Source organism: Methanoculleus horonobensis (assembly GCF_001602375.1).
Taxonomy (GTDB): Archaea; Halobacteriota; Methanomicrobia; order Methanomicrobiales; family Methanoculleaceae; genus Methanoculleus; species Methanoculleus horonobensis.
Genome location: NZ_BCNY01000015.1, coordinates 444,950 through 459,258 on the forward strand (window position 1 = coordinate 444,950; position 14,309 = coordinate 459,258).

Annotated in this window: 17 protein-coding genes; 10 read left to right on the plus strand and 7 right to left on the minus strand. The window is 64.3% G+C overall.

The genetic code is table 11. The features are described 5' to 3' along the window. Positions 1–56: 56 nt before the first annotated feature. Together MCUHO_RS09935 and purE are read right to left on the minus strand one after the other, a co-directional pair. Positions 57–458 carry an arsenate reductase ArsC gene (locus MCUHO_RS09935; protein WP_067077709.1) on the minus strand — a complete coding sequence of 134 codons (402 nt, stop codon included), beginning with the start codon at positions 456–458 and terminating at the stop codon, positions 57–59. A 130-nt stretch (positions 459–588) separates the two neighbouring features. Continuing rightward, entirely contained in the window at positions 589–981 is a 393-nt protein-coding gene (gene purE, locus MCUHO_RS09940; protein WP_067077712.1) for a 5-(carboxyamino)imidazole ribonucleotide mutase, read from the minus strand. Between the two features lie 135 nt (positions 982–1,116). Here purE and MCUHO_RS09945 point away from each other — a divergent pair, with 135 nt between their 5' ends. The 4 genes from MCUHO_RS09945 to MCUHO_RS09960 are packed head-to-tail and all read left to right on the plus strand — an operon-like array spanning position 1,117 to position 4,298. After that, positions 1,117–2,247, plus strand: a complete 1,131-nt coding sequence (locus MCUHO_RS09945; RefSeq protein ID WP_067077715.1) for a pyridoxal-phosphate-dependent aminotransferase family protein — start codon at positions 1,117–1,119, stop codon at positions 2,245–2,247. Next, the gene (ribC, locus tag MCUHO_RS09950; protein WP_067077718.1) at positions 2,244–2,705 is read left to right on the plus strand and encodes a riboflavin synthase; all 462 of its coding nucleotides are present in this window, start codon (positions 2,244–2,246) and stop codon (positions 2,703–2,705) included. Before MCUHO_RS09945 ends, ribC begins: the two co-directional genes overlap by 4 nt. Positions 2,706–2,763: 58 nt before the next feature. Further along, complete coding sequence (ribH, locus tag MCUHO_RS09955; protein ID WP_067077722.1) at positions 2,764–3,171, plus strand: 6,7-dimethyl-8-ribityllumazine synthase; 408 nt, start codon at positions 2,764–2,766, stop codon at positions 3,169–3,171. Beyond that, on the plus strand, positions 3,168–4,298 hold the full coding sequence (locus MCUHO_RS09960; RefSeq protein WP_067077725.1) for a pyridoxal phosphate-dependent aminotransferase: 1,131 nt from the start codon (positions 3,168–3,170) through the stop codon (positions 4,296–4,298). Before ribH ends, MCUHO_RS09960 begins: the two co-directional genes overlap by 4 nt. Here MCUHO_RS09960 and MCUHO_RS09965 read toward each other — a convergent pair. Continuing rightward, positions 4,295–5,989, minus strand: coding sequence for a tetratricopeptide repeat protein (locus MCUHO_RS09965; RefSeq protein ID WP_067077728.1), 1,695 nt, complete (start codon positions 5,987–5,989; stop codon positions 4,295–4,297). The genes MCUHO_RS09960 and MCUHO_RS09965 overlap by 4 nt on opposite strands. Before the next feature lie 194 nt (positions 5,990–6,183). Between MCUHO_RS09965 and radC the strand changes: the two genes are divergently transcribed. The 5 genes from radC to MCUHO_RS09990 all read left to right on the plus strand — a co-directional run bounded on the left by radC (position 6,184) and on the right by MCUHO_RS09990 (position 10,711). Further along, positions 6,184–6,855, plus strand: a complete 672-nt coding sequence (radC, locus tag MCUHO_RS09970; RefSeq protein WP_067078842.1) for a RadC family protein — start codon at positions 6,184–6,186, stop codon at positions 6,853–6,855. A gap of 236 nt (positions 6,856–7,091) precedes the next feature. Next, positions 7,092–7,748 (plus strand): YIP1 family protein, encoded by a 657-nt coding sequence (locus MCUHO_RS09975; protein ID WP_067077731.1) that lies wholly within the window; start codon positions 7,092–7,094, stop codon positions 7,746–7,748. A 1-nt stretch (position 7,749) separates the two neighbouring features. Further along, positions 7,750–8,892 (plus strand): COG1361 S-layer family protein, encoded by a 1,143-nt coding sequence (locus tag MCUHO_RS09980; protein WP_067077734.1) that lies wholly within the window; start codon positions 7,750–7,752, stop codon positions 8,890–8,892. 5 nt (positions 8,893–8,897) lie between these two features. Next, on the plus strand, positions 8,898–9,569 hold the full coding sequence (locus MCUHO_RS09985; protein WP_067077737.1) for an ABC transporter ATP-binding protein: 672 nt from the start codon (positions 8,898–8,900) through the stop codon (positions 9,567–9,569). Beyond that, a complete protein-coding gene (locus MCUHO_RS09990) occupies positions 9,566–10,711 on the plus strand; it encodes an ABC transporter permease (RefSeq protein WP_067077739.1) in 1,146 nt (381 codons plus the stop codon). The genes MCUHO_RS09985 and MCUHO_RS09990 overlap by 4 nt, the downstream gene beginning before the upstream one ends. A 3-nt stretch (positions 10,712–10,714) precedes the next feature. Here MCUHO_RS09990 and MCUHO_RS09995 read toward each other — a convergent pair whose 3' ends face one another. The 4 genes from MCUHO_RS09995 to MCUHO_RS10010 form a co-directional block, all read right to left on the minus strand. Next, complete coding sequence (locus MCUHO_RS09995) at positions 10,715–10,969, minus strand: hypothetical protein (protein WP_153020034.1); 255 nt, start codon at positions 10,967–10,969, stop codon at positions 10,715–10,717. Next, positions 10,962–11,639 (minus strand): DUF2953 domain-containing protein, encoded by a 678-nt coding sequence (locus MCUHO_RS10000; protein WP_067077744.1) that lies wholly within the window; start codon positions 11,637–11,639, stop codon positions 10,962–10,964. Before MCUHO_RS10000 ends, MCUHO_RS09995 begins: the two co-directional genes overlap by 8 nt. A 15-nt stretch (positions 11,640–11,654) precedes the next feature. Then, entirely contained in the window at positions 11,655–12,104 is a 450-nt protein-coding gene (locus MCUHO_RS10005; RefSeq protein ID WP_067077747.1) for a spore germination protein GerW family protein, read from the minus strand. A gap of 110 nt (positions 12,105–12,214) precedes the next feature. Next, the gene (locus MCUHO_RS10010; protein WP_067077759.1) at positions 12,215–12,799 is read right to left on the minus strand and encodes a metal-dependent hydrolase; all 585 of its coding nucleotides are present in this window, start codon (positions 12,797–12,799) and stop codon (positions 12,215–12,217) included. A 141-nt stretch (positions 12,800–12,940) separates the two neighbouring features. On the opposite strand from MCUHO_RS10010, the gene MCUHO_RS10015 reads away from it, so the two are divergent. Further along, the gene (locus MCUHO_RS10015; protein ID WP_067077762.1) at positions 12,941–14,299 is read left to right on the plus strand and encodes a TrpB-like pyridoxal phosphate-dependent enzyme; all 1,359 of its coding nucleotides are present in this window, start codon (positions 12,941–12,943) and stop codon (positions 14,297–14,299) included. Positions 14,300–14,309 lie beyond the last annotated feature (10 nt).

Here is a 14,309-nt window from a genome sequence, read left to right on the forward strand (position 1 = left end):
TCCGTCGCTCTTCGCACCTAACGGTGCTCGAATTCCTTCCCCTTTTGGGGAAGTCATTACCCGAACCGCCCGTCGATCCAGGCGGTTACCGCGTCGCGGCTCCGCCGGTAGGCCGCGATCACCTTGTCGGGGGTTCCGGTTGCGCGGCCCGGGTCGGGGAAGTCGACGTGGATCGTCTCCTTCGTCCAGGGAAACATCGGGCAGACACCCCCGGCACAGAGCGCGACGACGTAATCCATCTCCTTTCCGTCAAAGAGCGTGAGATCCTTTGCCTGCTGCTCTGAGATGTCTATCTCGATCTCGCCCATCACCCGTACTGCGAGGGGAGCGGGTGCGGTGGGGGCGATCCCGGCGGAGCAGGCCTCGTAGCGGTCGCCGTAGCGGGCGCGGAGATAGCCCTCCGCCATCTGGGTCCGGGCGGCGTTGTTCGTGCCGATGAAGAGCACTCTCTGCTTCATGCCCCTCCCTTCGCGGCCGGGTGGAAAAAGGTTGCCCGACGCTCGGGCACCGCCGGGTGCGCGCCCGGGGTTCGAGAAGGCCGCGGTGCTCCTACGTGTAAGGCCGGCGCCCCCGGCCCGGCAGGAGATCTCAGTCGCGCCCTGCTTCAAGGATCCGGATCGCGAGCAGGGCGGCATTCACGCCGTTGTCCACCCCGACGCAGGCCACCGGGACGCCTCTCGGCATCTGGACGATCGAGAGGAGGGCATCAAAGCCCATCAGCGTCCCGCTCACCGGGACGCCGATCACCGGCCGCTTCGTCTTCGAGGCGATCACTCCCGGGAGAGCCGCCGAGAGTCCGGCGATCGCGATGAAGACCCGTGCATCGCTCGCCTTCACATACTCGTCCAGCCGCTCCGGGTCGCGGTGCGCCGAGATCACCTTGTAGTCGTAGGCCACGCCGTGCTCTTTCAGGGTCTCAAAGACCTTCTCCGCGACGGCGCCGTCCGAGACGGAACCGCAGATAACCGTGACGTCTGCCATATCCAGCTTCAATTGTGGCCCGCCTCTTTTTCACCCTGTCGATATTGCACGGTGGTGAGGTTGATATGAAACCACATCCAACTTCCTTGCAGGAACAGCGTCTGTCCTCGACGAGACGATACGGACTGATATCCCATGGAACAAGAACCACTCCTGATGATTCCAGGCCCGGTACCCATTCCGCAGCGGGTACGTGCCGCCATGACGCGGCAGGCCATCAACCACCGCGGCCCCGAGTTCGGCGCCGCATATGCGGAGACCGTCCAGACCTTAAAGACCCTTTTTGGTACCGTAAATGAACTCTACATCATCAGCGGCTCGGGAAGCGCCGGGATGGAGGCGGGCGTCGCGAACTTCGCGCGGGACAAGCGAATCGTCTCGCTCGTAAACGGTAAGTTCGGCGACCGCTTTGCCAAGATCGGCGCGCGTTACGGCACCGTCACCTCCCTCGAATCGGAGTGGGGGACACCGCTCGATCTCGCGGCCCTCGAGCAGGAACTCGAAGCCGGGGCCGAGGTCGTGACCATGGTCCACAACGAGACGAGCGCCGGTATCAAGAACCCCGCACCCGAGGTCGGGAAACTCACCCGGAAGCACGATGCGCTCTTCATCATGGACGGAGTCACTTCCATCGGCGGCGACGACGTCCGGATGGACGAATGGGGCGTTGATATCGCCGTCGTCGGATCGCAGAAGTGCCTCGCCGCCCCGGCGGGCCTCGCCGCTATCGCTGTTGGCGAGCGTGCCTGGGACCGGATATCGGAGAAGCGGCCGTTCTACCTCGATATGGCTGCTTACCGGAAGAGCGGGAGCGGCACCCCGATGGAGACCCCCTACACCCCGGCGGTCCCGCTCTTCCTCGCGCTGCACGAGGCATGCAAAATTATCGAGGAAGAGGGCGTTCCAGCCCGGATCGCCCGCCACCGCCGGATGGCGGACTCCGTCCGCGCCGCAGCGAAGGGATGGGGCGTCGACCTCTTCCCGACACTGGACGCGCACCACGCCTACTCGAACACCGCCACCGCCATGCGGATTCCCGATGGCATCACCGACAAGGACCTCCGGGGAACCGTCAAGAAGTTCGGGATCGAGATCGCCGGCGGCCAGGACCACCTCAAGGGCAAGATCTTCCGGATCGGCACCATGGGCGGCGTCGGGGCGCAGGAGATCCTCGCCACCCTCGCGGCCGTCCAGTTCGCCCTCAAAAAGTCCGGCTTTGCGGCAGGCGACGGTGTCGAGGCAGCCGCAGAGGTGCTCCTCGGATGAAGATCGGGATCGCCGACACAACGTTCGCCCGCATAGACATGGGCGGGATTGCCGCGGACGAGATCCGCAGACACGCGAGCGTGGGGCTCGAGCGCTACGTCGTCCCCGGGATCAAGGATCTCCCGGTGGCGTGCAAGAAGCTGATCGAGGAGCGGGGATGCGACCTCGTGATGGCGCTCGGGATGCCCGGGGGGGCGGAGAAGGACAAGGTCTGCGCTCACGAGGCCTCCCAGGGCCTCATCATCTGCCAGCTGATGACGAACAGGCACATCATCGAGGTCTTCGTCCACGAGGACGAGGCAAAAGACGGAAAGGAACTTGCCTGGCTAATGGAGCAGCGAACCCGCGAGCACGCGGTGAACGCCGTGCGGCTCGCGCTCCGCCCGAAGGAACTCGAGAAGCTCGCCGGAACCGGCCAGCGGCAGGGGTTCGAGGATGTCGGGCCCGCACGCCTCTAATGCAAAAAGTGAGGATTATCAATAACCGGTGCGAGTAGTACCACAGGAAGGATTGTACATGACGATAAAACTTGGATTCGTCGTCGCGGAGTTCAACCGCGACATCACCTATATGATGGAGATCGAGGCCCGGGAACACGCCGGATTCCTCGACGCGGAGGTTGCCGACACGATCTACGTCCCCGGCGCCTACGACATGCCGCTCGCGATCAAGAAACTGCTCGAGCAGAGCGAGATCGACGCGGTCGTCACCATCGGCTGTGTCATCGAGGGTGCCACCCAGCACGACGAGATCGTCGTCCAGCACGCGGCGCGTAAGATCATCGACCTCTCCCTTGAGTTCGGAAAGCCCGTCGCTCTCGGCATCTCCGGGCCGGGGATGACCCGGATGGAAGCGACCGAGCGGATCGACTATGCGAAGCGCGCAGTCGAGTCGGCCGTGAAGATGGTTCAGCGATTGGGATGAGGAGCCTCTCGGAGAAGGTTGCGGCCATCGCTCCTTCTGCGACGATCGAGATCTCGAACGCCGCAAAGCGGATGGCGCAGGAGGGCGTCGACGTCATCAGCCTCTCCATCGGGGAGCCGGACTTCGACACCCCCGAGCACATCAAGGACGCCTGCATCGGCGCCCTCCGCCGGGGCGAGACGCATTACGCCCCGAGCGCGGGGATACCCGCGCTGACGGCCGCGATCGCGGCGAAGATCGGCCGCGAGAACGCCGTCCCCGCAAAGCCCGACGAGGTGATCGTCACCTGCGGGGCGAAAGACGCCATCTACGAGGCGATGGAGGCCGTCCTGAACCCGGGCGACGAGGTGCTCATCCTCGATCCGGCATGGGTATCCTACGAGCCCTGCAGTCAGCTTGCAGGCGCCGTCGCCCGGCACCACCCGCTCTCGACAGAGACCTTCCAGGTCGACGACACCCTTCTTGAGGCCGTCGGTTCCCGGACGAAGATGATCGTGGTCAACTCCCCCTCGAATCCCTCCGGCGCGGTGCTCGATAGAGACTCGCTCCGGCTCATCGCCGATATCTGCCGTGACCACGACATCTACGCGCTCTCAGACGAGATCTACGAGAAACTGGTCTACGGGAAGGAGCACGTCTCCCTCGCCTCCCTCCCGGAGATGGCGGAGCGGACGATCACGATCAACGGGTTCTCGAAGGCCTATGCGATGACCGGGTGGCGGATCGGCTACGCAGTCGCTCCCCGGCCGATCCTCCGGCAGATGGAGAAGGTGCAGCAGCACACCATATCGCACCCGACGACGTTTGCAATGTTCGGCGCCGTCGCGGCGCTCGAGGGTCCCCAGGACTGCGTGGAAGCAATGCGCCGCGAGTTCGAGCGCCGGCGCGACTACCTCATTCCGGCGCTCCGCGATCTCGGCTACGCCACCGCCCCGGCCGACGGTGCCTTCTACGCCTACGTGCAGGTCGACGGCGACGATATGGCGGTCGCCCGGTCGTGGCTCCACGATCTCCACGTGGCGGTCACCCCGGGAACCGCGTTCGGCACTCCCGGCTGGCTCCGACTCTCCTACGCGACCTCGATGGGGAACCTCGAGGAAGCGGTCGAGCGGATTGCGCGGGCCTAGAGCCCGTTCCTTTTTCCCGGACTTTGTTCTCCCTTCCGCTTCCATTCCGGCAGCCGCTGCAGCCTCTCGTAGTATTTGACCGCCTCGGCAGGGCGGTCGAGATTGATCAGCGCCACCGCCTTTCCGTTGAGGGCTTCGGCGTCGTCGGGGTTGAGGGAGAGAACCCGATCGTAGCAGACGAGCGCCTCCTCAGAGCGGTCCAGGAGCACGAGAGCGTTCCCCTTCGTAGTCCAGGCCTCGACCCTCGTGGGATCGATATCGAGCGCGTGCGTATAACAGGTGACGGCATCGCTGTACCGTCCGAGGACGAAGAGCGCGAGCCCTTTGTTGTACCAGGCGTCTATGTTCTCGGGATGTGCCCGGAGTTCCTGGTCGTAGCAGACGAGCGCCTTGTCGTAGTGTGACAGAACGGAGAGCACGCTCGCTTTGTTGTTCCAGACTCGCTGGTTCTCCGGATCGATCTCGAGCGCCCGCTCGTAGCAGACGAGCGCTTCCTCGTAGTGCTCGAGCTGGTAGAGTGCGTTGCCGTAGTTGTTCCAGGCGATGGCGTTCTCGGGGTGCACCCTGACCACGGCCCGGTAACATTCGATCGCAGCCTCACGGTCCCCGAGGGCGTAGTAACTCTCGCCCCGGTAGTATTCCGCGTCGGTGTGGTCGGGCTGGAGTTTGAGCGCCTGACTGAGGCACTCTACTGCATCCCCGTAACGCTTCATGGTGAAGTAGAGCAGGCCTTTCTGGTACCAGATCTCCGCGTCGACGGCGTTCACCCGGAGCGCGCGGTCAAAGCAGGCGAGCGCGAGGTCGTAGCGCTTCAGTTTCTTCAGCGTTGTGGCCTTGTGATGCCAGATACCGGGGTAATCGGGGTTGATCCGGAACGCCCGCTCGTAGCAGTCGAGTGCCTCTTCGTAGCGCTCCAGGTTCTGCAGTCCCCGGCCCCGGTTGTACCAGGCCTCGACGTCGTCGGGGCGGAGGGCGAGCGCGCGGTCGAAGCATCCGATTGCCTCTTCGTAACGCTGGAGCGCCGAGAGCGTGCATCCTTTGGTATACCAGGTATCGGTGTGCTTCGGGTCGATGGCGACGGCCCGATCGTAGGATGCGAGTGCGTCCTCGAAGCGGGAGAGAAGGGTCTCGATGGTTCCCCTGGCATACCAGGCGTTTGCGTTCCCCGGTTCAAGCGCGACCACCCGGTCGTAGCACCCGATCGCCATCTCATACCGGCGTTCGGTGGCAAGCGCCGTGCCGCGGGCGAGCCAGGCGTCAACCCGGTTCGGTTCGAGCGTGACCACCCGGTCGTAGCACGCGATTGCCTCGGGGGTGAGCCCGATCTTCCGGAGAGCGTGGCCCCGGGTGAGCCAGGCGCCCGCGGAGTCCGGTGCGAGTTTCACCGCCTGGCCGGAAGACCCGGCCGCTTCCCGGTACTCCCCGATCTCGTAGAGCGCCTGTCCCCGGGCCTGCCAGAACCGGGCACAGGTCGGGTCGATCCGGATCGCCTGGTCGAAGCACTCGATCGCTGCCCGGTGGTTCCGGGCGCCGGTGAGAGCGAGCCCCTTTTGATACCAGGCGGCGCCGGTGCTGGGGCTCTGCTGAATCGCCCGGTCGTAGCACTCGACGGCCCGGTCGTACTGCCCCTGCTCGGCGTATGCCTGTCCCTTCCTGCACAAGGCCTCGGCGCTCTTCCAGGGGAGTTCCATTTCGTGAAAGATAGTGCCACCGGGTTAAAAAGAGTTTCGATAGGGTTCTCAAAAATCCCTCCCATCTGGAAAGATTATTTCGTTTTTAGTTCGTTCTCCCTGGATTTGGATCCGTTCGGTGTGCCGGATCGATTGGCAACATATACATGCTCCGGGATTAAACCGGGGAGATAACCCGAACGGGTCGGATGAGCATGAGAAAGAGGATGCGTGACACCCCGAACCACGATCGTCCACGCGAGAGGCTGGCAGCACGCGGACCACAGGCGCTCACCGATGCCGAACTGATTGCCCTTCTCCTCGGGCGCGGCACGGCGGGGCGGGACGTCTGGCAGGTCGCGGGCGACGTCGAACGCTGCCTGAAGCGTGCTGAAGGCTGCCCTTCGTATGACGATCTCCTCGAGATAGATGGTGTCGGCTCGGCGAAAGCCTGCGAGATCATGGCTTGCTTTGAACTCGGGCGGCGGTATCTCGGGGACGATGGGGTCTCCGGGCACCGGATCACCCGGCCTGAGGACGTCCTCCCGCTGGTCGCGGAGTGGCGGGACAAGAAGCAGGAGTACTTCATCTGTCTCACCTTAAACGGTGCCGGCGAGGTGATCGAGTGCCGGGTGGTCACCGTCGGCATCCTGAACCAGAGCCTCGTCCATCCCCGGGAGGTCTTCTCCGAGGCGATCACCGACCGTGCGGCATCGGTCGTCCTGGTTCACAACCATCCTTCGGGAACTCTTGAGCCGTCGACCCAGGATATCGGGATCACCCGGCAGCTCGTTGAGGCCGGGTCGATCCTCGGCATACGCGTGCTCGACCATCTCATCGTCACGAAGAACGGCTACGCGAGTTTGAAGGAACTCGGGCACCTGTAATCGGTACAGATCGCGATTGACGTGCCGGCGGCGCGTGCGGGGGTTGCCACGCGGTACGGGGGAGGCCGGGAAACGAACCGCCCGCCCGCCCGGGGAAGACCGCCCCGTCCCCCGGTTTGAGCCGAACCCTGTCGGAGGATCGTGAAAATCCAGCGAATTCCCCCGCATTCGGCATCACTGTCCTGAAAAAAGTTTATCCCTTTCCGTCGGCCAAGAGTATACGAGGCGTACTTATTATGGACACAGGGTTTCTCCGGGTACTGCTTGATCCCGGGCGGTTCTTTGAGACTCGCATGCAGGAAAAACCAAGCCTGAAGATACCGGCGCTGATCGCACTCGCCGTCGGGCTGATCGGTGCGGTCTCGGTCATACCGATGACGGATATCACCATGGCCATGCTTCCCGCGGATATGCAGGGCCTCGGGGTGATCATGACGATCTTCTCCGCAGGTATTGCCTTCGTCGGCGGGTTCCTCGCGTGGATCATCTACGGCTTCGTCTTCCACGTCGTTTCGATGTTCTTCAAGGGCCAGGGCGACCTCGAGCGGACACTGGAGTTCACCGGCTACGGGCTCCTCCCCCAGGTCTTCGGGGGCATCATCGGAACCTACTTCTCCTTCCAGCTCCTCTCGGGCCTGAACATCCCGCCCCTGACGAACCCCGAGCAGATGGTGGAGTTCTCCGAGAACCTGGTGACCATTCTCGCGACCGATCCCCTGGCGCGGATTGCCGGGATCGTGAGCATCCTCTTCGTGATCTGGAGCGCGAACATCTGGATCTTCGGTATGAAGTACGCACGGAACCTCTCCACGCGGAACGCGGTTCTCACCGTCGGGATACCCGTGGGGCTCTACATCCTCTATATCCTCATCACACTTGCCGGATGGCTGTAACATGAAATCGATCTACCTTGCAATCATAACCCTCCTCTGTGCCGCTATCGCGGTTGCCGGCCCGGCCAGCGCCGCCCCTGCGGATCTCACCGTGACCTCCTCGTCGCTCGACCCGGCGGTCCTGATGAAGGGCGACACCGGGACGCTGACGGTTGTCGTCCAGAACAACGGCGCCGAACCTGTCGCCATCAGGAGTGCCCGGCTCCACGGCAGCGGGGTCGTGCCCTTAAGCGACCCCTACCCCTCGGTCGGGGAGATCGGCGCCGGGAACGTCAAGACGTTCACCTTCACCGTCCGGGCTGACGGCGGCGAAGGGACGTTCTACCCGACGTTCGTCCTTGACTTCCGCGACGGTGGCGGCAGTCTCCGCTACCCGGTCCCGATCCAGGTCGAGAACACGCCGCTCAGCGCGTCGGTGATCAAGAAACCGGACGCCTTCGCTGAGTCCCGAACGGCCGACATCACCGTCAGGGTGGGCAACCCGCGGCCGAACGCCGCCTCGGGCGTCCAGGTGATCCCGCAGGGGAACGAATTTACCGTCACCCCGACCGGCGGGTTCATCGGTGCTCTCGCCCCCGACGCGTCCGGGACGGTCACGTTCAACCTGACCCCGACCGCGGAGACGGACGTCACGTTCCAGGTGGTCTGGCGTAACGGGATCAACACCCATACCGCGGATCTCGTGCTGCCGGTCGCCTTCGGCGAGGACAAGCGTCAGGCCGACCCCGTCATCACCAACGTCGAGGTCACGCCGATCGCCGGGGGTTACCGGATCGTGGGCGACGTCATGAACGCCGGCCTCGAGTCTGCCCGGTCGGTGCTGGTCACCCCCGGATCGCCCGCGACGCCCATCGACCCGTTCCGGGTCTATGTCGTCGGAACGCTCGATCCCGACGACATCTCGTCGTTCGAGGTGACGTTTAAGACCAATGGTACCGTGACCGAGATCCCGGTCGTCGTCGAGTACCGGGACGACGACGGAAACCGCTACACCGCCTCGACACCGGTCGGACTCGGCGGCACGACGGCAGCCCCGCTCGAAGAGCGGGAGGACGGCGGGTTCCCGCTCTTCGGGATCATCGTCGTGGTGCTGGTCGCGCTCGGGGTTGCCGGAGCGATCTACTACTCCTGGAAGCGGACGTAACGACGATGCCGGTCATCCGTTTCGAGAACGTGAGAAAGGTCTACCCTCTTCCGGCGGGCGACGTCGTGGCGCTTAACGGCGTCGATATCGCCATCGAGGAGGGGGAGTTCGTCCTGATCATGGGCCCCTCAGGGTCGGGGAAGTCGACGCTCTTGAACATCATGGGGTCGCTCGACGTCCCGACCTCGGGCGAGGTCACGATCGCCGAAAAAAAGATCGGCGGGATGGACGACGACGATCTGACCCTTCTGCGGCGCGATCATATCGGGTTCGTCTTCCAGCAGTTCAACCTGATCCCGCTCCTCTCGATAGTCGAGAACGTCGAGTATCCCCTGATCCTGAAGGGCCGGCAGAACGGCACCCGCGAGAGGGCGGAAGAAGTCCTCAGGGCGGTCGGGATCGAGAAGACCCACTTCACCCATAAGCCGGGCGAACTCTCCGGCGGGCAGCAGCAGCGCGTGGCGATCGCCCGGGCACTCGTCAACGACCCCGACTTCCTCCTCTGCGACGAACCGACCGGGAACCTGGACTCGAAGACCGGCACCGCCATCATGACCCTCCTTGATAGGATGAACCGCGAGGAGGGCAAGACCGTCGTCATGGTCACCCATGACCCCCGTATGACCGAATACGCCGACCGGACGATCCGGCTCGTCGACGGAAAGGTGGAACGATGACGTTCTTCGACCTCGCCCGCCGGAACGTCGTCCGTCACTGGCTCCGGTCGTCTCTTGCGGTCATCGGGATCGTCATCGGTGTCATCGCGATCGCCTCCCTCGGCATCATGGGCAACAGCATCGGCTTGATGTTCAACGACATGGTCAGCGACGTCGGCGACACCGTCATCGTCTCCCCGGCGACGGGCGTGGGCGGCGGCAAACTCACCGACCGGGAGGTCTCCGATATCGCCCGGGCGGTCGGCTCGAACGACGTCATACCGTTCTCGAGCACCGCCGACAGGTTAGCCGTGGGCGATAAAGAGAGCGCCGCGATGATCTACGCGATCCCCGCCGGGGATATCCCCGCTCTGCTCGAAGTGGAGTCGGGGGGCTACCCGAGGGATACCGGCGGCGGGTGCCTGATCGGGAGCGAGCTTGCCGCGAACAGCAGGGAGAACGGCCTGAAACTCGGTGCCCGGGTCAGGATCGGCGACGAAACCCTCCGTGTCGTGGGCGTGCTCAAGGAACGGGGGATGGGGTTCGACATCAATCCCGACTACGCCATCGTCGTCCCCTACGCCTGGTATTCGAGTCACTACGACGAAGACGATTACGATCAGGCGATCGTGAAGGTCAGGGACGTCAATAACATCGACGCGGTCAAGGAGTCGATCGAGCAGAGGATGAACCGCCGGGAGGACACCGTCACCGTCATGGATACCCGGGGGATTCTCGAGAGCGTCTTTGCGGCCACCGAGTCGATCACGGTCTTTCTCGCAGGGATCGGCGCGATATCGCTCCTCGTCGCCGGCGTCTCGATCCTGAACGTGATGCTGATGTCGGTGACCGAGCGGATCAAGGAGATAGGCGTTCTCCGGAGCATCGGCACCCGCCGGGGCGAGGTGATGCGGATGTTCATCTACGAGGCGCTCCTCCTCGGCATTGCCGGCGCCCTCATCGGGGGCGTGCTCAGTTTCTGCGCCGGCTACGTGGTAACGGCGGTCTTCGTCGAGAACCCCGATTACCTCTTCGACCCGACGAGCCTCCTCTACATCGTCTTCGGGATGGCCTTCGGCGTCATCACGAGCGTGGCATCCGGCCTCTATCCGGCCTGGAAGGCGGCGCAGTTAAACCCGATCCAGGCCCTGCGCCACGAGTGAGGGCTACCCCAGACATCTCTCTTTTTCCCGCTCGATATCGTCTCGGAGCGTCTCGAGGAGATCGCTGATCGCCCGTGGCGCACCCGGGAGGAGGGCAAGGTATTCACTCCTTCCCTCGACGACGAGGAGCGCAACCGGGGTCAGGCTGAGTGCGGCCGCTCCCCCCACACAGAGCGTGAATGTCCTGATGACAGGAATGATGCACCGGCCGCCTGCCGTACGGCCGCCCCCGACGACGAGATCGGTTCCTTCAGGCACCCGGCACACCCCTGCCCGACACCTGGCGGAGCCGTTCTCTCACCGGTCTTTTCAGAAGCGCCTTTGCGACCGCGATGAGGATCAGGAGCGGGCGGCGAACCTGCATCCGGAGTATGAAGGTGCCTTCGAAGACCTCGCGGTCGAAGACCGGGATCAGCGCAAACTCGATCGCCTCCGCCGGCCAGAGCGCGTAACGAGCGGCGGTGCAGTAGCCGTACACGACACCGGTGTCGGCGGGGCTCTCGAGGCCGAGGGTGATATCCACCCGGAGCGTCTCAAGGCGGAGAGACCGGCAAATGGTCTCGAGAATCTTCCGGATATGCGGCCAGAGGTCGCCGGCAGCGTCGAGGTACTCCCGCACCGGCCGGGCCGGCCGTCTCTCCTCGGCCTTCTTCTCTTTCTCCTCCGGTTTCTCCGCCAACATCTCCCCGAGATCCCGGGTCACGATCCGGCGTTCGGCGAGGAGGATCTCGATCGCCTGCGTCTCGTCGGCGACCAGAACCCTCGCCCCCACGATGCCCCAGGCTACGGTTGCCGTCGCCCGGGCTCTCTCCCGGCTGCAGTCGGCGACCATCGAGACGGTCACCGGAACCAGGTAGAGGGCCAGCAGAAGAGCGAGGATGAGGACGGCGGCGACGAGCAGGATGAAGAAAAGAAGGGTCGCGGCCATGGAATGGAGAGAACCTTATGCCTCTCCTTCACCGCCGATCGGGATCTCTTTTCCGCCTTCCGATGCCCCGGGCATTCTGCCGCCCTTGTGCTGCTGCATCATCTCGGAGCCCTTCTCGAGCACCCTCTCGACGTGGGGGCCGACCGCCTCTCCGATCGTCGAGATGACCTCGGCGATCTCGCTCTTCTTCTTCAGCGACACCACCTGGATGCCTTCGGGCCCGGGGACACCCCTGGTGATGATGATCAGCGCAACGGCCGATATGCCGCCGCCTCCGGCGCTCGCGGAGCCGGATCCTCCGGCCGGGCCGCCTTCCTTCTTCTCTCCGGAGCCTTCACCGCCGCCGAACCCGAGCCCGAACTCGGCGACCGGTATGATAACCCGCTCGCCGGCCTCGATCGGAGCACCGAGAACCGCGCTCGCGCAGAGTGTTCTTGCAAGTTGATCGACGGTTATCTGAAGCATCGATTCGCCAGTCAAATTATTCACCACAGGTAATCCACTCTCCGGCCTCGTATATAATGGTTGGGGTTTTCCGGCGTTCGCCTGCCGGTTCGGGGGGGCGGCAGGCGTCCTCAGGGCAGGAGACGCCAGCCCACGGCCAGCGTGGCAAGGACGGCGAGGCCGAGTGCGGCGACGAGCGCCAGGCGTAGCGAGGTGTCTGCGAGCCGCGTGAGGGCGGTCGTGAGTTCCTCACGGTAGATGTAGGCGAACAACCCCGCTATCAGGAAGAAGAAGATCCATTCGCTTGGCTGGGCGAGCTCCCGGAGAACCGACTCCCAGAAGTAGTCTTCCGGGTAGCCGTGGCTCGGGAGGGGGCCGAGGAACGGCCAGAACCACTCGACCGGGTGCCACCACATCCCGTCGAGGAACTGGTGGCTCGACATCCCGGCGGCGACGGCGAAGAGCTCGATCCGCCGGCGGTAGCGGTAGAGGATGAGGCCGGCGATGACGACCAGGAAGAGAACGGTGAGGCCGTGGAAGTAGATCCTGCCGTAGTCCAGGGTTCCGGCGAGGAGGATATGCCCGAGCGGCTTGTCGATCAGGTCGGGGAGCACGGCGCCCAGCACGGCGAGCGCGAGAACCCGCCGGTCGCCGGCGATCGCCGCAAGCACGACGCCTATGAGGAGGCCGACCATGGCGTGGGCGAGGAGGTACATCGGTATCCCGTGGCGGGGCGTGCATATACTCTTTTTCCCGTGCGGTTCAGGCAAGGGGTGAGTTCCCGCTGTGCCAAGGCGATCCCAATTGATCAACAATGCGTACTAATGTATATATGTGTTCAAGGTACACCGTGATGCATGCAGACGAAGTTCCTCCTTGGCGAGGAGGAGATGCCGAAACGGTGGTACAACATCCAGGCAGACCTCCCGACGCCTATGGACCCGCCCCTTCACCCGGCTACCGGGAAACCGGCGGTCCCCGACGATCTCCGCCATCTCTTCCCGATGGAACTGATCCGGCAGGAGATGAGCACCGAGCGCTACATCGATATCCCTGAAGAGGTCCGGGATATCCTCACCCTCTGGAGGCCGAGCCCGCTCTACCGGGCAAGAAGGCTCGAGGCGGCTTTGAAGACCCCGGCGAAGATCTACTTTAAGTGGGAGGGCGTGAGCCCGCCGGGTTCGCACAAGCCCAACACCGCTATCCCCCAGGCCTACTATAACCGTGAAGAGGGGATCGAGCGGCTCGCGACCGAGACCGGGGCGGGGCAGTGGGGTTCGTCGCTCGCGTTTGCGACGAGCCTCTTCGACATGGAGTGCACCGTCTACATGGTCCGGAGTTCCTACGACCAGAAGCCCTACCGAAAAAGCATGATGCAGGTCTACGGCGCCGAGTGCATTCCGAGCCCGTCCGAGAAGACCCGATCCGGCCAGACCATCCTCGCCCGCGATCCGGATACGCCGGGCTCCCTCGGGATCGCCATCTCCGAGGCGGTCGAGGACGCAGCCGCCCACGAGAACACCAACTACGCACTCGGTTCCGTCCTCAACCATGTCTGCCTCCACCAGACGATCATCGGCCAGGAGGCAGTGCAGCAGCTCGCGGCCGCGGAGACCTATCCCGACGTGGTGATCGGGTGCGTCGGCGGCGGCACCAACTTCGCCGGGCTCTCCTTCCCGTTTGCGGGGGCGAAGATGACCGGGAAGCATCCCGATACCGATATCGTCGCGGTCGAGCCCGCGGCCTGCCCGACCCTGACGAAGGGGCTCTACGCCTACGACTTCGGCGACGTTGCAGGGCTGACACCGCTTCTTCGGATGTTCACCCTCGGCCACGACTTCGTCCCGCCGGCGATCCATGCCGGAGGGCTCCGCTACCACGGGGCGTCGCCGCTCGTCTCCCGCCTCGTCCAGGACGGGGTCGTCCGGCCGGTCTCCTACCGGCAGAACGAGGTCTTCGAGGCCGCCGTGCTCTTCGCCCGGACGGAAGGGATCGTCGTCGCGCCCGAGGCCGCCCACGCGGTGAAGGCCGCGGTCGACGAGGCCATCAAGTGCCGGGAGACCGGGGACGCGAAGACAATCCTCTTCAACAACTCCGGGCACGGCAACTTCGATTTCTCCTCCTACGAGGCCTATTTTGCAGGAAAGCTCGTCGACTACGAGTACCCGGCCGAGTTGATCAAAGAGTCGCTCGCCCGGCTGCCGGTGACGGGGTGATGCCGGTGGA